Below are 16,338 nucleotides of genomic sequence, written 5' to 3'. Positions count from 1 at the left end.
GGGAAGTGTTACCTATGTGTTGAACCTAAAGTGTCACCTATGTCTTGATCGCTCCATAGAGCAGAGAACATAGAGCCCTGAACCCCGAACCCCGAACCCTGAACCCTGAACCCTCTCATTTTCCCCCTTCATGGTAGAATAAAAATCATACGGATGAGGGACTACTATTATGACGACGAAGCAAGCCGCTCTGATCCTGACCGCCTGCGCGACCGCCGAGGACGCCGGGCGGATCGCCGGGTCCCTGGTGGCCGAGCGCCTGGCCGCCTGCGTGCACGTCTTTGCGGCGGGGCAATCGATCTACCGCTGGGAAGGGAAGACCGAGCGGACCGCCGAGCGCCAGGTCCTGGTCAAGACCTCTCCGGAGAAGGCGCAGGCCGCCGTGGTCCGGATCAAGGAGCTCCACCCCTACCAGCTCCCCGAGATCCTGGTCCTCCCCGCCGCCGGCGATCGGGGCTATCTGGACTGGATCGCCGCCGAAACCGAGGGGGAGTGAGGAAGAAGGGGCCAGGGTTCAGGGGAGGGGGAAGAGAAGCATGGAGCATAGGGCATAGAGCATAGAGAGCACCACCGCCGTCCCCCCCCTAGGGTTCAGGGTTCGGGGTTCAGGGTTCAGGAAGGAGGCACCCCCCCCTCGGCCCCTGGGGATTTTTGCACCTGATTAACTCTGATTGGGGGGAAGAATTCAGAATACAGTATTCAGAATTCAGTAGGAACCGCCCCGCACCTGGGGATTTTTGTACTCTAATTACTCTGATAAAAATCCTCTGTGTCTATGGGCTATCGTTTCTTGCTGCGTGATGCGTATCGGGGTGACATAACATCTTTATAAGTCAAGGGATGGGGCCGGGCAACGAGACCCCCAGAAGAAACGCAGGCGGGGTGGTCTTTTGAGTTTTTGTGCCTTGTGCGGCCGGAATCGGGGCGCCCGGATTCGAACCGGGGACCTCCTGCTCCCAAAGCAGGCGCGCTAACCGGACTGCGCCACGCCCCGCGGGGAAGGACTATACCCGAAAGCGCCGCCGCGGGGGAGGGCAAATTAGGGTTCAGGGTTCAGGCCGATGTGGTTCTACCATGAAGAACATGAAGGTCATGAAGGGGGAAAATGAGAGGGTTCAGGGTTCGGGGTTCAGGTCGGAGAGAATATGGGCCATTGTGGGATAAACCGCTATGCTTCTCAGCACCGAGGCCACAGAGGATTTTTGAGGGTTGAGGGCTGCGGAGATGATTCACGGTGTCCAGTGGGAGCATCCTGCAATTCCCCCATCTGCGTAATCTTAGCTTTTTAATCCGTGTAACCTGTCTGCCGGAAGGCAGGTCTGCGGACATTCCCATATGTTGTGAGGGGCCCTCCCTCCTGAACCCCGAACCCTGAACCCTAGGGGGGGCCGGCGGTGGCCTCTTGCTCTTTGCTCTCTGCTCCATGCTTCTCTTCCCCTGAACCCTAGGGGGGGCCGGCGGTGGCCTCTTACTCTCTGCCCTATGCCCTATGCTCCATGCTTCTCTTCCCCTGAACCCTAGGGGGGGCCGGCGGTGGCCTCTTACTCTCTGCCCTATGCCCTATGCTCCATGCTTCTCTTCCCCTGAACCCTAGGGGGGGCCGGCGGTGGCCCCTCTTACTCGCCCTATGCTCTATGCTTCTCTTCCCCTGAACCCTTCCCCCGCCGGGGGCGCCTTTTTTCGTCTTGACCCGGGACCGCCGGTCCCGCTATATTCATCAGGTTGGACAGTGCCCGTACCTGGTTAAAGTGGGTGGCAACCCACTTTTTTATTTACCGGGGCGGGCAGGGGTACGGGGTGTACCTCCCGGCGGGAGGAAGGGGGAGAAGACGATGAACAGAGAATTGCTGGCATTTTTCGAATACATGGAGAAGGACAAGGGCGTCAGCCGCGAGGTGCTCATCGAGGCGATCGAGACCGCCATCATTTCGGCTTCCAAGAAGGCGGTGGAGTCGGCCCGTGACCTGGAAGTCACGGTCGACCCGGAGACCGGCGACATCCGCGCCTCCGCCTGCCTGATCGCGGTGGAGAAGGTCGAGGACCGCGGCAGCGAGATCTCCCTCTCGGATGCCCGCACGTTCGACCCGGCGATCAAGGTCGGGGACGAAGTCCGGATCCCGGTCCCGACCGAGCGCTTCGGGCGGATTGCCGCCCAGACCGCCAAGCAGGTGGTGATGCAGAAGATCCGCGAGGCCGAGAAGGAAGTGGTGCGCGAGACCTTCCAGGAGCGGACCGGTGAGCTGGCCAGCGGGATCGTGCGCCGGATCGAGCGCCAGACCGTCTTCATCGACCTGGACCGGACCGAGGCCATCCTCCCCTTCCGGGAGCAGTGCCCCCAGGAGGAGTACCACCTGGGCATGCGCCTGCGGGCCCTGATCCTGGAGGTCAAGGACGGCCCCCGGGGCCCGGAAGTCATCTTCTCCCGGAGCAACCCCGATTTCGTGCGCCGCCTCTTCGAGATGGAAGTCCCGGAGATCGAGCAGGGGGTGGTCCAGATCAAGGCCATCGCCCGGGAGGCGGGGTACCGGACCAAGCTGGCGGTCTGGTCCGACGATCCCCGGGTGGACTGCGTCGGGGCCTGCGTCGGCATCCGCGGCAGCCGGGTGAAGAGCGTGGTCCGGGAACTCAACGGGGAGAAGATCGACATCATCCGCTGGGACGCCGATCCGGTGACCTACATCACCAACGCCCTGAGCCCGGCCAAGCTCAAGCGGGTGACCATCGACGAAACCAAGGAAGAAGCGGAAGTGATCGTGGACGAAGACCAGCTTTCGCTGGCCATCGGCCGCAAGGGCCAGAACGTGCGCCTCTCCTCCCGCCTGACCGGGTGGCAGATCGACATCTACCGGGAAGGAGAAGTGCTCAAGGACGTCAAGGACGCGATCGGGGCGCTTTCCCGCCTGCCCGAAGTGGACACGGCCCTGGCCCGCGCGCTGGTGGAAGCGGGCTTCACCGGGGTGCCGGTGCTGGCCATCTCCGACAAGGAAGACCTTCTCGCCGTTCCCGGGGTGGACGAGGAAACGGCGGAGCGCATCATCGCTTCCGCCCGGGACGCGGTCGCGGCCCGGGAAAAGAACAAGAAGGACAGGGGCCGCGCCGAGACCGCTTAACCGCCCAGGAGAAAGATGAGAGTATACGAATTAGCCAGGGAACTCGAGGTCAGCAGCAAGGAACTGCTGGAGCTGCTGCGGGCGAAGGGGATCGAGGTAAAATCCCATTCTTCTTCGATCTCCGACGATGACGCCGAAATCGCGCGCCGGGAGCTGTCCGCCCCGGCCGCGGAGGAAGCGGGCGCTCCCGCCGCCGCGGAAGAGGCCGCTCCCGAAGAAGCTCCGGAGCAGCCCCGGCGGCTGACGGTCAAGTTCCCGGTCACGGTCCAGCAGTTGTGCGAGGTGATCGACGTCAAACCCAACATCCTGATCAAGCGGCTTCTGGACAACGGCATCTTCGCCTCCCTGAACCAGTTCCTGGACGAGGAGACGGCCGGGGTCATGGCCGCCGACTACGGGTACGAACTCGTCTCCGAGACCGCGGTCAAGGATAAGGACGAAGCCCAGGCGGCGCCTCCGCCCCCGTCTCCGGCCGCCCCGGCCGCGGCGCCGGCGGCCCGGAAAGAGAACCTCAAGCCCCGGGGGCCGGTCGTCACCCTGATGGGCCACATCGACCACGGCAAAACCTCCATCCTCGACGCCATCAGGCGCTCCCGGATCACCGCCAAGGAAGCGGGGGGGATCACCCAGCATATCGGGGCCTACCGCGTCGACGCCGGCGGCCACGGCGTGGTCTTCCTGGACACCCCCGGCCACGCCGCCTTCACCACCATGCGCGCCCGGGGGGCGAACCTGACCGATATCGTCGTCCTGGTGGTGGCGGCCGACGACGGGATCATGCCCCAGACCCTGGAGGCCATCGACCACGCCCGCGCCGCCGACGTCCCGGTGGTGGTCGCCATCAACAAATGCGACAAGACCGCGGCCGATCCCAACCGGGTCAAGATGCAGCTGGTCGAAAAAGGCCTGGCTCCCGAGGGGATGGGGGGCGAGGTCCTCTGCGTCGAGGTCTCGGCCACGACCAAGAAGGGGCTGAGCGAACTTCTGGAAATGCTCCTGCTCCAGGCCGAGATCATGGAGCTGAAAGCCGACCCCGAGGGCCCGGTGGAGGGAATCGTGGTCGAGGCCAAGCTTTCGGGGAAACGGGGCGTGGTGGCGACCGTCCTGGTCCGGAACGGAACCCTCAAGGTCGGTCAGGCCGTGGTCTGCGGGGAATGCACGGGCAAGGTCAAGGCCATGTTCGACGACCGGGGGCAGCCGGTCAAGGCCGCGGGGCCGGCGACGCCGGTGGAAGTCCTGGGGCTGAACGACGTTCCCGAAGCCGGCGCCATCCTGCGCGGGGTCGAGAACGAGGTCCAGGGCCGGCGGATCACCGAGGAATTGAAGGTAAGCAGCCGCCGCCGCGCCCAGGAAGAAGCGCGCAAGACCACGCTCGAGGACTTTTTCCAGAAACTGGCCGAGGGCCACACCCGGGACATGCGCATCCTGCTCAAGGGCGACGTGCAGGGCTCGGTCGAAGCCCTGGGCTCGCTCCTGGCCCAGCTCTCCGACAGCGAAGTGGCGCTGAACATCATCCGCTCCGACGTCGGGGACATCAGCGAATCCGACATCATGCTGGCCTCCGCCTCGGACGCGGTGGTGGTCGGTTTCCACGTCGGCATCGACACCCGGGTGCGGCAACTGGCCCGCCAGGAAGGGGTGGACGTTCGGCTCTACAATATCATCTACGAAGCCGTCGACGAGATCCGGCTGGCCCTGGAAGGGATGCTCTCCCCGATCGTGGAAGAGTCCGTGACCGGGGAAGCCGTCGTCCTCGAGGTCTTCAAAATCTCCAAGGTGGGCCGGATCGCGGGTTGCCGGGTGGAATCGGGGAAACTCCGCAAGGGGGCCAAGGTCCGCCTCCGCCGCGAAGGCGAAACGGTAACCGAGGACACGATTTCCCAGCTCAAGCGGTTCAAGGATTCGGTCGAGGAAGTTACCAGCGGGCAGGAATGCGGAATAGCGCTCGCCAATTTTCATGATTTCCAGGCCGGCGACGTCCTGCAGTCGATCCAGGTGACCCGGACGGCCCGGCGCCTGTAAGGGGTCGGCGTCGGGCGGCGGAACGTCGTCCGGGGCCCGCCGCCGAAGAGGCCCGACGAGAAGTGAAAAGCCGACGCCAGCAGCGAGTGGAACATCAGATCCAGCGGGTGGTGGGTGAGATCATCGGGAAGGGCGCCCGCGACCCCCGGATCGGTTTCGTCAGCGTGATGGGAGTCGACGTCACCCCCGACCTGAAGAACGCCCACATCCACGTCAGCGTCTACGGAAGCGAGGAAGAGGTCGCCAAGACGCTCGAGGGGCTGGAGAGCGCCAGGAGCTTCATCCAGCGGGAACTGGCGTCCGCGCTCCGTCTCCGCTACAGCCCCAAGATCTTCTTCCACCGGGACGATTCCATCGCCTACACCATGAAAGTCGAGGAGATGCTGGGCAGCCTGCGCCGGGAAGACGGCCAGCTCCCCGCGGACGACGATGAGGATACCGAAGAGACTCCTGGAACTGATTGACGGGCACCGCTCGTTTCTGGTGGCTTCCCACCTCCACCCCGACGGCGACGCCGTCGGTTCCAGTCTGGCCATGGCCTTGGTCCTGCGGGCGCTGGGCAAGCGGGCGGCGGTCTTCAACACCGATCGGATCCCGCCCAATTTCGCCTTCCTCCCGGGCGCTTCCGAGATTCTTTTTCAGGGGCCGCTGCCCTTCCGTCCCCAGGTCGCCCTCTTTCTCGACACCCCCTCGCCCCCGCGCCTGGGCCGCGCCCTCGACCTCATCGGACCCGGGACGGTCCGGGCCGCCATCGATCACCATGTCTCCAACCCGGGGTATACCGGCCTGGACTGGATCGACCCTTCGGCCCCCTGCACCGCGGAGATGGTGCTGCGCCTGGGCCGGCGCCTGGGCGTCCCCCTCGGCCGGGACCTGGCTCTCTGCGTCTACGTCGCCCTCCTCACCGACATGGGGAAATTCCAGTTTATGGTCACCCCCGGGCAGGGGAAGAAGATCTTCGAGCTGGCCGGCCGCCTGACCGCGAAGGGGCTGGTCCCCTACGAGATCTACAAAAAGGTGTACAACGTGTACGATCCCTCCAGCCTCAAGCTCCTGGCGGCGGCGCTCTCCAACCTCCACGTCACCCGCGACGGCCTGATCGGCTACGTCTGCCTGGACCGGGAAACCACCGCCCGGTTTCATTTCTTCGACGACACCAACGACGCTCTCATCGCCCAGCCGCGCGACCTGGCCTCCACCCGGGTGGCGCTGCTCTTCGCCGAGCACCGGGGCGGGGTCAAGGTCTCCTTCCGGTCCAAGGAGCCGGACGTCATCGACGTCAACCGGATCGCCGCGCACTTCGGCGGCGGGGGCCACGCCGCCGCCGCCGGGGCCGAGGTCCCGGGCGACCTGGGTTCGGTGGTGCCGGCGGTCCTGCGCCGAGTGCGCGCGGCCGTCGCCGCCGCCGGGCCCCGGGGAGGGAAAAGGAGCGGGTAAGATGCCGGGGCCGAGGGGGAAGGACGCCGGGGGGATCATGCTCGTGGACAAGCCGGCGGGGATAACTTCCTTCGGAGTGGTCGCCCGCATCCGCCGCCGGTTCAAGTTCGGGAAAGTCGGACACGGCGGAACCCTCGATCCCATGGCCACCGGCCTCCTGATCGTTCTCTGCGGAAAAGCCACCCGCACCGCCCGGAACCTGCTGGGGGGCGGCAAGGAGTACCGGGCGGAAGCCCTCCTGGGAAGGTGGACCGACACCCAGGACGCGACCGGGCGCACCCTGGGAGAAGCCGACCCTTCGCGGGTGACCCGGGAGGAGCTGGAAGAAGCCCTGGAAGCGTTCCGGGGAGAGATCGAGCAGGTGCCCCCCATGGTTTCGGCGCTCAAGTTCAGGGGCAAACCGCTCTATAAGCTGGCCCGGGAGGGCAAGACGGTGGAACGTTCCCCGCGGAAGGTGACGGTAAGCAGGCTGGAGCTGGTCTGGTTCCGACCGCCGCTCGCCGGGCTGGAAGTGGCGTGTTCCGGGGGCACCTACGTCCGGACCCTGATCCACGACCTCGGCCTCCGGCTCGGCTGCGGCGCCTGCCTGGCCTCGCTGCGGCGGACGCGGGTGGGCCCGTACCGCCTGGAGCAGGCCTTCCCGCTGGAGAAGATCCTGGAGGGGGAGGCCGAAGATTTCCTCCTGCCCGCGCCGGGAGGGGAGGCGGGATGAAGGTCTTTTCATCGCTGGAGCCCGTCGCTTCCGGCGCCGGGCGGGTCCTCGCCGCCATCGGCATCTTCGACGGCGTTCATCTCGGCCACCGGCTGCTCCTGGATCGGGCCCGGGCCCAGGCCGGCCCCCGCCGCCCCCTGGGGGTGCTCACCTTCGTCCCCCCCGACGAAAATGGGAAAGGAACGGAACCGGCCCCGGGGAGGAGGCTGCTGACCACGCTGCGGGAGCGGCTGGAACTTTTAGCCGCGGGCGGGGTGGACGTCTGCTGGGCGGTGCGCCTGGAAGACGAGCTGGCGGCCATGTCCCCCCGGGAATTCGTCGAAGACGTGGTCTCCCGGCGGTTGGGCCTCTCCGGAGTGGCGGTGGGGGAAAATTTCCGGTTCGGCCGAGGCCGGGCCGGCGGGTCGACGCTCTTGAAATCCCTGGGCGCGGAAGCCGGGGTGGAGGTGCTGGTCGTCCCCCCCCTGGCGGTCGGAGGCCTCCGGGTGAGCAGTTCCCTGATCCGGGATCGGGTGGAACGGGGGGAAGTGGGCGAAGTCCCCGCTTTTCTGGGGAGGTTCCACTCCGTTTCCGGAACGGTCGAACCGGGGGACGGCCGCGGCCGGGAGTGGGGGTATCCCACCGCCAATTTCACCCCCCGGCAGCTGCCCCCGGCTCCGGGGGTCTACGCCGCCGTTGTCGAGTGCGGGGGGGAACGGTTGGGCGGAGGCCTCTTCTACCGGGGTTTCCGGCCCACCCTGGGCGCCGGTCTTAGCCGGAACGAGGCCCATGTCTTCGACTGGGACGGGGACCTCTACGGGCGAGAAATAAAAGTGTACTTGCTCTCCAGGATCAGGCAAGATATACGTTTCGATTCCGTGCCGGAACTGCTCGCCAGAATGCGGACGGACGAACAAATCGCCAGAATGGAACTGAAAACGGAAAAAAATTCAGAAAAGCGCAACGAGGAGGATGAATGAGCATAACCGCCGAAGAAAAGGCCCGGGTCATATCCGATTTCGGCAAGCACGAACGGGACACCGGTTCGTCCGAGGTCCAGATCGCCCTTTTGACCGATCAGATCAAGCGTTTGACCGAGCATATGAAGCAGCACCGCAAGGATTTCCGGACCCAGCGCAGCCTGATCATCATGGTCAGCCGCCGCCAGAAGCACCTGCGGTATCTGAAGCAGGCGGATCCGGAAAAGTACCGCGACGTCATCGCGCGGCTCGGGTTACGAAAATAAGCTGAAGAGGACCAGTGGAACCAGAAAGAGGCATGGAATCAATGAAGAAGCAGATCAGTTGTATGCTCGGGGGCAAGGAGATCGTCTTCGAGACCGGTCACCTGGCCCGCCAGGCTAACGGCGCGGTGACGGCCACCTGCGGAGGCACCGTGGTGCTGGTCACCGTGGTGGCGGCCAAGCAGCCGCGTATGGGAACCGACTTTCTCCCCCTCACCGTCGATTATAGGGAAAAGATTTCCGCCGCCGGAAAAATCCCCGGCGGTTTTTTCAAGCGCGAAGGGCGCCCGACCGAAAAGGAGATACTCACCTCCAGGATCATCGACCGGCCCATCCGGCCGCTCTTTCCCAAGGGCATGCGCAACGAGGTCCAGGTCATCGCCTGGGTGCTTTCCTCCGACGGCCAGAACGATCCCGACATCATCAGCGTCAACGCCGCTTCCGCGGCCCTGATGGTCTCCGGGCTTCCCTTCTCCGGCCCGATCGGAGGCGTGCGGGTCGGCCTGATCGAAGGCGAGTACGTGATCAACCCCACCGAGGAGCAGCTGGAGAAAAGCGTGCTCGACCTGGTCGTCGTCGGGTCCGAGGACGCCATCATGATGGTCGAGGGCGGGGCCCAGATCGTTCCCGAGGACGTTGTGCTCAAGGGGATCATCTTCGGCCACGAAGCCCTCAAGGAAAGCTGCCAGGCTCAGGTCAGGTTCAAGGCCGAAGTCAACCCCGAACCCGTCGAATTTCCGCTGCAGGAGGCTTCCGAGGCGATCCTGAAGAAGATGGTGGCGGCGGTCGGAGACGAACTGCCGGGGCTGCTGCGGATCAAGATCAAGAAAGAGCGGGGCGCGGCCCTGGTCGAACTCCGCGACCGGACCTTCGTCGATTTTCTGGAGGAGGACCCGGAAACCGAGGAGTGGGAGTTCAATGCCGCCTACGGCGCCGTCATGAAGAAGGCCATGAGGCAGATGGTCTTCACCGAGGGGGTCAGGATCGACGGCCGCGGGACCGAAGACATCCGCCAGATCACCCCGGAAGTGGGGGTGCTTCCCCGGACGCACGGCTCGGCCATCTTCACCCGCGGCGAAACCCAGGCCCTGGTCATCACCACGCTGGGGACCCCCGGCGACCGCCAGCGCATCGGCGGCCTCCATGAAGGGGAGGGGAAGACCAAGCGGTTCATGCTGCACTACAATTTCCCGCCCTTCTGCACGGGGGAAGCCCGCCCCGACCGCGGCCCCAAGCGCCGTGAAATCGGGCACGGCCACCTGGCCGAACGCTCCCTGCTGCCGGTCCTTCCCACCGAGGAGGCCTTCCCCTACACCATCCGGGTGGTTTCCGACATCCTCTCCTCCAACGGTTCTTCCTCGATGGCCTCCATCTGCGGCGGGAGCCTTTCCCTGATGGATGCCGGGGTCCCGGTGAAAGCGGGCGTGGCCGGAATCGCCATGGGCCTGCTCAAGGGAGAAGATCAGACCCTGATCCTCACCGACATCCTCGGCGACGAGGACGCCATGGGCGACATGGACTTCAAGGTCGCCGGGACCAGGGACGGGATCACCGGCCTGCAGATGGACATCAAGGTCAAGGGCATCTCCGAGGAGATCATGCACCGGGCCCTCTCCCAGGCCCGGCAGGCCCGGGTCAGGATTCTGGACATCATGGATTCGGTCCAGCCGGCCCCGCGTCCCGAGATCTCGCCCTACGCCCCCAAGATACTGGCCATCCAGATCGATCCGGACAAGATCGGCCTGGTGATCGGGCCCAAGGGCAAGAACATCAAGGCCATGGAGAAGTGGGGGGTCACCATCGACATCGAAGACGACGGTCTGATCCAGATATCGTCTTCCGACCTGGAAGCCGCCGAGCGGGCCCGTTCCGCCATCGAAGCCATGGTGGCCGAGGTCGAGGTCGGGCAGATCTATACCGGGAAGGTCGTGAGCATCAAGCCCTTCGGGGCTTTCGTGGAGATCGTTCCCGGCAAGGACGGCCTGGTGCATATCTCCGAACTCGACGAACACCGCGTGGCCCAGGTCGAGGACGTCGTCCGGGTGGACGACATCATCAAAGTCAAGGTTATCAACATCGATAATCTGGGTCGGATCAAACTCAGCCGGAAGGCGGTTCTGGCCGAAAACAAGAGCTGACCGAAGGCTGCTCCGGATCGGGATGGCGCCGGATAGACAACACTCTCCTGCGTGGGGCTTGTTGCTCGTAGCCGGCGCCGTCTTCGTTCTGTTAAGCCTGGCCACCTATCAACCCGGCGACGTCGGACAGGCTTCCGGGGAGATCCCCGTCTTCAATTACATCGGGAAGGGCGGGGCGTGGACGGCGCTCGCCCTCTTCCTCCTTCTGGGGTGGGGCGCGTACTCCGTCCCGGTTTTCCTGCTGGGGGAGGGGGTGGGGTGCCTGGCCGCCGGGCCCGGCCCGCGCCGTCCGGTCGCGGTCAGGCTGCTTCTGGAGCTGGCCGCCGTTCTCAGCTTCGCCCCGCTCTTCAGCATCCAGACCTCCATCCCCGATTCCCGCATCGGGTGGGAACTCCAGGAGATCGGGCTGGGGGGCGCGTGGGGCGCGGCGGCCGGGGGCTTTCTCTTCGAGAACCTGGGCCTGGTCGGCAGCCGGCTGGTACTGATCACGGTTTTGGTCGTCTCCATCTCCGTGCTCACGGACCTCAAACCGTTTTTCATCGCCGGCGCGGCCGCGGCCCGGCTGGGGCGCGGGATCGCTTCGCTTTTCCGCCGCCGGCGGCGTCCCCGCGTCCGCCCGCCGGTTCCCGAAACCGCCCGTCCCGCTCTGAGGCCCCCGGTGATGCCCACCGGGGCCAAGCGCACGGCCCGGCGCCCCGGGTCACCGGCCGCGGCCGCCGCCGAAGCTCAACGCCGCCAGCGTCAGGCGCTGGAAAGCCGCCGGCGGGAGATGGAAGCCCGGAAACAGGAGAAGAAACGGGAGGAAGCCGAGGCCCGCGCCCAGAAGGAGGCCGAAGCCCGGAAACGGCGCGAGGAGAAGAAACAGGCCAAGGAACAGGAGCGTCAGCGCCGGCTCCAGCAGAAGCAGCAGGAGAAACCGGCGTCCGTTTCGGCTCCCGCCGAACCGTCCCCCCCCCGGCCAGCCCCGCCGGCCCCCGCCCGTCCCCGGGCCGCCTCCGCCCGCAAAGCCGCTCCCGGGGGGCCCTTCGTCCTTCCCTCCACCGAGCTTCTCGATCAGCCCGCGCCCAGCCGGGGCCGGGCCGCCGCCGGCGACGCCGATCAGAACGCCCGGGTGCTGGAAACCACCCTCATGGACTTCGGGATCGAGGCCAAAGTGGTGGGGATGGAGGTCGGCCCCGCCATCAGCCGTTACGAGGTCGAGCCCGCGCCGGGAGTGAAAGTGGGGCGGGTCAAGGCCCTGGAGAACGACATCGCCCTGGCCATGAAGGCCACCTCCGTGCGCATCCTGGCCCCCATCCCCGGCAAGGGGGCCATCGGGATCGAGGTTCCCAACCCCTCCACCACCCTGGTTTCGCTCCGGGAAATGGTCGAGTCGCATCAATTCCGGTCCCGTTCCCACGTGCTTCCCATACCGGTGGGGAAGGACCTTTCGGGGAAACCGGTCATCACCGATCTGACCAAGATCCCCCACCTGCTCATCGCCGGGGCCACCGGTTCGGGCAAGACGGTGTGCATCAACGGCATTATCATGGGTTTCCTGTTCGCCCGGACTCCGGACGAGCTCAAGCTGATCATGGTCGACCCCAAAAAAGTGGAGATGACGGCCTATACCAAGATCCCCCACCTGCTCTGCCCGGTCATCACCGAAGCCGGGAAAGCGGCCATGGCCCTGAACTGGCTGGTCAAGGAGATGGAAGAACGCTACGACCTCCTCGCCCGGGTCCCGGCCCGCAATATCGCCGGCTACAACAACCGGGACCGCAGCGGCGACGAGGAGGACATGCCGGAACGGCTTCCCTACATCGTCCTGCTCATCGACGAGCTGGCCGACCTCATGATCACCGCCCCCCGCGAGATCGAAAGCGCCATCGCCCGGCTGGCGCAGCTTTCCCGGGCGGTCGGTATTCACATGATCCTGGCCACCCAGCGCCCTTCCGTGGACGTCATCACCGGGATCATCAAGGCCAACTTCCCGGGAAGGATTTCCTTCAAAGTCGCGGCCAAGGTCGATTCCCGCACCGTTCTGGACGCCGGCGGGGCCGACAAGCTGCTGGGCAACGGCGACCTCCTCTTCGTTCCTCCCGGTTCCAGCAACATGCTCCGGGCCCAGGGGACGTTCTGCCACGACCACGAGATCACCGCGGTGGTCGATTTCATCAATCAGCAGCGCTCCCCCGAGTTCGATCGGACCATCTTCTCCCGGACCGCCGCGGGGCCGGGCGCGGCGGGGGGGGGAGCCGAGGAAACCGCCGACGATCCCATGCTGGAAGCGGCCATCGACGTCATCCGCGAAAACGGCCAGGCCTCGGTCTCCATCCTCCAGCGTAAACTGAAAATAGGATACTCGCGGGCGGCCCGGGTGATGGACGTTCTGGAAGAGAAGGGCGTGGTGGGGCCGGCCCAGGGAATGAAGCCCCGGGAGATTCTTATCGCCACCCTGGCCGATCAGGCCGTGGAGCCGGAGGATTGAGCCCATGACGGCGTCCATGAGAGAAATCGGCGGCGGCCTCAAACGGGCCCGTGAAGCCCGCGGGATTTCCCTGGAATCCGCCGCCCAGGTCACCAAGATCAAGCAGGAATACCTGGAGTCGATGGAGGCGGGGAGGTTCGAACTGCTGCCTTCTCCCGCGTATTCCCGGGGATTCATCAAGATCTACTGCCGGTTCCTGGACGCGGACCCCGAGCCGGTGGTGGAAGCCTACGCCGCCTCCAGCCATCCCGTCGACGAGGCGCTGGTGTTGGACCGGAGCCGCACCGAGCCCATCCCCCGCTTTTCCAGGATAAAAACCCGCAGCGTTCTCCTGGCCGTCGGGGCGGCGGCGGCGGCGGGGTTGCTGATCCTGGGGTTTCTGCGCCTGGGCGCCAGCCTGGTCGCGCCGGGCACCGACCGAACCGGTTTCGAGGTCGTCGAAAGCCCTTATCTGCCCGGATCCGACGCCCGGATCCCCCTGACCGCGGGCGCGGCGGCGGAAGACTCCGCGCGCCTGATCCTGGAGATACGGGCGGCGCAGGACGCCTGGATCGAGGTTTCCCCCGACGGGGTTCTCAAATTCTTCAGCACCTTGAAGAAAGGCGACGCCTACCAGGGAAGCGCCCGGGATTATTTTTCGGTCAAGGTGGCCGTTCCCGACCGGGTCGAATTTTTCCTCGACGGAAAACGCCTGCCCCTGCCTTCCGATCTGCCTTCCCCCGCCCGGTTGCGGGTGACCCGATCGGGCGTGCGGGCGCAATGACCCGTGTCGGCCTGGTCAGCCTGGGCTGCCCCAAAAACCGGGTCGATTCCGAGGTCCTCCTGGGCTCCTTGGCCGGGGCGGGATTCGAGATCACGGCGGACCCGGCGGAAGCGGAGGTCGTCGTCTGCAACACCTGCGCCTTTCTGGCCGAGGCCCGACGAGAAGCCGAGGAAGAAATCCGCCGCCTGGCCCGCTATAAGAAACGGAGCTGCCGGTTGCTGGTGGCGACGGGCTGCCTGGTCAAATACCTGGCGGATCGGGGGAGGGGGGAGGTCGCGGGAGCGGACCTGCTGGTCGGCTTCTCCGACTACCGCCGGCTCCCGCTCCTGATCCGCCGCCGCCTGGGCGAGGCGGAAGGAGAGCCGGCCGCCCCAGCTTCCTCCCGCATCGTCTCCACGCCGCCGCCGTTCGCCTATCTGCGCATCGCCGAGGGCTGCGACAACCGCTGCCGGTATTGTCTGATCCCCTCCCTGCGGGGTCGCCTGGCCAGCCGTCCCCCCGGCGATATCCTGGCCGAAGCCCGCTCCCTGGCGGAGCGCGGGGTCAGGGAGCTGATCCTGATCGCCCAGGATACCGCGGCCTACGGCCGCGACCGGGGGGAAGAAGGGGGGCTGGAACGGCTGCTCGATTCCCTGGAGGGAGTCGACGGGATCAGATGGCTGCGGCTCCTGTACGCCCATCCCGGGCACCTGGCGGCGGGGGTGCTGGAGAGGATGGCTTCATCGGCCCGGCTCCTCCCCTACCTGGACATCCCTTTCCAGCACGCCGACACTTCGATCTTGAAAAGAATGGGGCGGGGCCTTACCCGGGAAAGCCAGGTCCGTCTGGTGGAACGCTGCCGGGAAACGGTGCCCGGAATCGTTCTGCGCACGACCCTGATGACCGGGTTCCCCGGTGAAGGCGAGAAAGAATTCGCCGGGCTGATGGAGTTCGTGGAATGGGCCCGGTTCGATCACCTGGGGGTGTTCGCCTATTCCCCGGAGCCGGGGACGGCGGCTTACCGGGACCGGCCCCGGGTTCCGCCGGAAACGGCGGCTCGGCGGCGGGAAAAGATCATGCTCAGGCAGCGCGAGATTTCGGCCGAGGTCCTCGCCGGGTACCGGGGGAAGACGATCGCGGCGGTGGGGGTGGATCCGGAGACGGCGGAGGGCGGCGCGAACGCCCGAGCCTGGTTTCAGGCGCCCGAAATCGACGGGGGAGTGATCCTGGAGGGGCGCCGCCCGCCGCCCGGCGAATTTTGTTGGGTTGAGATCGACGACAGTTCCGATTATGATCTCTTCGGCCGCGTGGCCGGAGAAGTTCGCACCGAATCGGCGCCGGAGGCCGGGGAATGAATCTGCCCAACAAACTGACGGTCGCCAGATTGCTGGCAACCCCGTTTTTCGTGGCCGCGCTGTCTCTCGATTTCAGCGGAAACTATCTTCTGGGCCTGACCATCTTTCTCGTGGCCATGCTCACCGACTATCTCGACGGCGTCCTGGCCCGTTCCCGGGGACAGGTCACGCGCCTGGGGATGCTGATCGATCCCCTGGCGGACAAGATCCTGATCTCGTCGGCGTTCATCTGTTTCGTCAGCATCCCCGAGATCGGGCTCCCCGCCTGGATGGCGATCGTCATCATCAGCCGCGAGTTCGCCATCACCGGCCTGAGGCTTCTGGCCGCGGGGCAGGGGAAGATCATGCCGGCGGGAAGATGGGGAAAGCACAAGACCATATCCCAGGTGGTCGCCGTCGCCGGGACCCTGCTTTACCTCAGCCTCTTCTACGACTCCCGGGCGGACGTGGAGCAGTACCGCTGGGTGATCATGGTCCTGGCTTGGGCCACCGTATTCATGACCACCTTCTCCGGCCTGTATTACATGGTCAGCAACTACCGCTGTCTCCTGGTGGAGATGGAGCGGGAAGCGATGCCGGCGGGGACGGGTGAGGAAAACGACTGAACAGGCCGCGTTGTTTTTCGGCTCGTTCTTCTACGCCGGATTTCTTCCCGTCGCGCCCGGGACCGTGGGGGCAGCGGCCGGGCTGGTCTGGTTTCTGATCCTGAAGCGGGCCGCTCCCGGACTCGTTCCCGCCGACGTCTCCGCCGCCGGCTGGGCGTTCGCCGTTTTCATGGCGGCGTTTTTCGCGATCGGGGTCTGGTCCTGCTCCCGGATGGAAACCGCGATGGGAAGGGCCGATCCCCCCGAGGCGGTCATCGACGAAGCCTTCAGCGTTTTCGTGACCTTCGCCTTCATCCCCGTCGCCGGCCGGGGCGGGGGCTGGCTCCTGATTCTTGCCGGGTTTGTATTCAACCGGATATTTGATATACTCAAGCCCGTCCCGGTTCGGAACCTGGAAGGGTTGCCGGGGGGATGGGGGATCATGGCCGACGATATGGCGGCGGGGATTTACGCCAATCTCTGCCTGAGGATCATGAAAGCGGTTTTTCGGTTTTGAGATGTCGCCCGACCCGGGAGAAAGAGACG

At 65.7% G+C, this 16,338-nt stretch carries 14 protein-coding genes and 1 tRNA gene; 14 read left to right on the top strand and 1 reads right to left on the bottom strand.

What is annotated here, in order from left to right:
- Nucleotides 1–169: 169 nt before the first annotated feature.
- Nucleotides 170–496, top strand: coding sequence for a divalent-cation tolerance protein CutA (gene cutA / locus PLZ73_08030; protein HOO77820.1), 327 nt, complete (start codon nt 170–172; stop codon nt 494–496).
- Between the two features lie 423 nt (nt 497–919).
- On the opposite strand, the gene PLZ73_08025 is transcribed toward cutA, so the two are convergent.
- Nucleotides 920–994 (bottom strand) — tRNA-Pro (locus PLZ73_08025).
- A gap of 838 nt (nt 995–1,832) precedes the next feature.
- On the opposite strand from PLZ73_08025, the gene nusA reads away from it, so the two are divergent.
- The 13 genes from nusA to PLZ73_07960 all read left to right on the top strand — a co-directional run bounded on the left by nusA (nt 1,833) and on the right by PLZ73_07960 (nt 16,309).
- Nucleotides 1,833–3,110 (top strand): transcription termination factor NusA, encoded by a 1,278-nt coding sequence (gene nusA, locus PLZ73_08020; GenBank protein HOO77819.1) that lies wholly within the window; start codon nt 1,833–1,835, stop codon nt 3,108–3,110.
- 15 nt (nt 3,111–3,125) lie between these two features.
- Complete coding sequence (gene infB / locus PLZ73_08015; protein HOO77818.1) at nt 3,126–5,132, top strand: translation initiation factor IF-2; 2,007 nt, start codon at nt 3,126–3,128, stop codon at nt 5,130–5,132.
- Nucleotides 5,133–5,194: 62 nt separating this feature from the next.
- On the top strand, nt 5,195–5,596 hold the full coding sequence (gene rbfA, locus PLZ73_08010) for a 30S ribosome-binding factor RbfA (protein ID HOO77817.1): 402 nt from the start codon (nt 5,195–5,197) through the stop codon (nt 5,594–5,596).
- Complete coding sequence (locus PLZ73_08005; protein HOO77816.1) at nt 5,562–6,569, top strand: DHHA1 domain-containing protein; 1,008 nt, start codon at nt 5,562–5,564, stop codon at nt 6,567–6,569. Before rbfA ends, PLZ73_08005 begins: the two co-directional genes overlap by 35 nt.
- 1 nt (nt 6,570) lies before the next feature.
- A complete protein-coding gene (truB, locus tag PLZ73_08000; protein HOO77815.1) occupies nt 6,571–7,281 on the top strand; it encodes a tRNA pseudouridine(55) synthase TruB in 711 nt (236 codons plus the stop codon).
- Entirely contained in the window at nt 7,278–8,240 is a 963-nt protein-coding gene (locus PLZ73_07995; GenBank protein HOO77814.1) for a bifunctional riboflavin kinase/FMN adenylyltransferase, read from the top strand. The genes truB and PLZ73_07995 overlap by 4 nt, the downstream gene beginning before the upstream one ends.
- Nucleotides 8,237–8,506 (top strand): 30S ribosomal protein S15, encoded by a 270-nt coding sequence (gene rpsO, locus PLZ73_07990; protein ID HOO77813.1) that lies wholly within the window; start codon nt 8,237–8,239, stop codon nt 8,504–8,506. The genes PLZ73_07995 and rpsO overlap by 4 nt, the downstream gene beginning before the upstream one ends.
- Before the next feature lie 32 nt (nt 8,507–8,538).
- Complete coding sequence (pnp, locus tag PLZ73_07985; protein ID HOO77812.1) at nt 8,539–10,641, top strand: polyribonucleotide nucleotidyltransferase; 2,103 nt, start codon at nt 8,539–8,541, stop codon at nt 10,639–10,641.
- A 22-nt stretch (nt 10,642–10,663) separates the two neighbouring features.
- Nucleotides 10,664–13,111, top strand: coding sequence for a DNA translocase FtsK 4TM domain-containing protein (locus PLZ73_07980; protein ID HOO77811.1), 2,448 nt, complete (start codon nt 10,664–10,666; stop codon nt 13,109–13,111).
- A 4-nt stretch (nt 13,112–13,115) separates the two neighbouring features.
- Nucleotides 13,116–13,874: a DUF4115 domain-containing protein gene (locus PLZ73_07975; protein HOO77810.1), complete on the top strand. Its 759-nt coding sequence runs from the start codon at nt 13,116–13,118 to the stop codon at nt 13,872–13,874.
- Nucleotides 13,871–15,208 carry a 30S ribosomal protein S12 methylthiotransferase RimO gene (rimO, locus tag PLZ73_07970; protein HOO77809.1) on the top strand — a complete coding sequence of 446 codons (1,338 nt, stop codon included), beginning with the start codon at nt 13,871–13,873 and terminating at the stop codon, nt 15,206–15,208. Before PLZ73_07975 ends, rimO begins: the two co-directional genes overlap by 4 nt.
- Complete coding sequence (gene pgsA / locus PLZ73_07965) at nt 15,205–15,813, top strand: CDP-diacylglycerol--glycerol-3-phosphate 3-phosphatidyltransferase (protein ID HOO77808.1); 609 nt, start codon at nt 15,205–15,207, stop codon at nt 15,811–15,813. Before rimO ends, pgsA begins: the two co-directional genes overlap by 4 nt.
- A complete protein-coding gene (locus PLZ73_07960) occupies nt 15,797–16,309 on the top strand; it encodes a phosphatidylglycerophosphatase A (GenBank protein ID HOO77807.1) in 513 nt (170 codons plus the stop codon). Before pgsA ends, PLZ73_07960 begins: the two co-directional genes overlap by 17 nt.
- Nucleotides 16,310–16,338: the final 29 nt, after the last annotated feature.

This window comes from bacterium, assembly GCA_035380285.1.
Classification (GTDB): domain Bacteria; phylum Auribacterota; class Erginobacteria; order Erginobacterales; family DAOSXE01; genus DAOSXE01.
This window is presented reverse-complemented; position numbering and strand designations above follow the sequence as displayed.

What these genes read in the sequence shown, in the direction of transcription:
- truB (HOO77815.1), top strand. Translation starts at nt 6,571, where the DNA reads ATGCCGGGGCCGAGGGGGAAGGACGCCGGGGGGATCATGCTCGTGGAC.
- infB (HOO77818.1), top strand. Translation starts at nt 3,126, where the DNA reads ATGAGAGTATACGAATTAGCCAGGGAACTCGAGGTCAGCAGCAAGGAA.
- pgsA (HOO77808.1), top strand. Translation starts at nt 15,205, where the DNA reads ATGAATCTGCCCAACAAACTGACGGTCGCCAGATTGCTGGCAACCCCG.
- cutA (HOO77820.1), top strand. Translation starts at nt 170, where the DNA reads ATGACGACGAAGCAAGCCGCTCTGATCCTGACCGCCTGCGCGACCGCC.
- rpsO (HOO77813.1), top strand. Translation starts at nt 8,237, where the DNA reads ATGAGCATAACCGCCGAAGAAAAGGCCCGGGTCATATCCGATTTCGGC.
- nusA (HOO77819.1), top strand. Translation starts at nt 1,833, where the DNA reads ATGAACAGAGAATTGCTGGCATTTTTCGAATACATGGAGAAGGACAAG.
- PLZ73_08005 (HOO77816.1), top strand. Translation starts at nt 5,562, where the DNA reads ATGAGGATACCGAAGAGACTCCTGGAACTGATTGACGGGCACCGCTCG.
- pnp (HOO77812.1), top strand. Translation starts at nt 8,539, where the DNA reads ATGGAATCAATGAAGAAGCAGATCAGTTGTATGCTCGGGGGCAAGGAG.
- rimO (HOO77809.1), top strand. Translation starts at nt 13,871, where the DNA reads ATGACCCGTGTCGGCCTGGTCAGCCTGGGCTGCCCCAAAAACCGGGTC.
- PLZ73_07995 (HOO77814.1), top strand. Translation starts at nt 7,278, where the DNA reads ATGAAGGTCTTTTCATCGCTGGAGCCCGTCGCTTCCGGCGCCGGGCGG.
- PLZ73_07980 (HOO77811.1), top strand. Translation starts at nt 10,664, where the DNA reads ATGGCGCCGGATAGACAACACTCTCCTGCGTGGGGCTTGTTGCTCGTA.
- PLZ73_07975 (HOO77810.1), top strand. Translation starts at nt 13,116, where the DNA reads ATGACGGCGTCCATGAGAGAAATCGGCGGCGGCCTCAAACGGGCCCGT.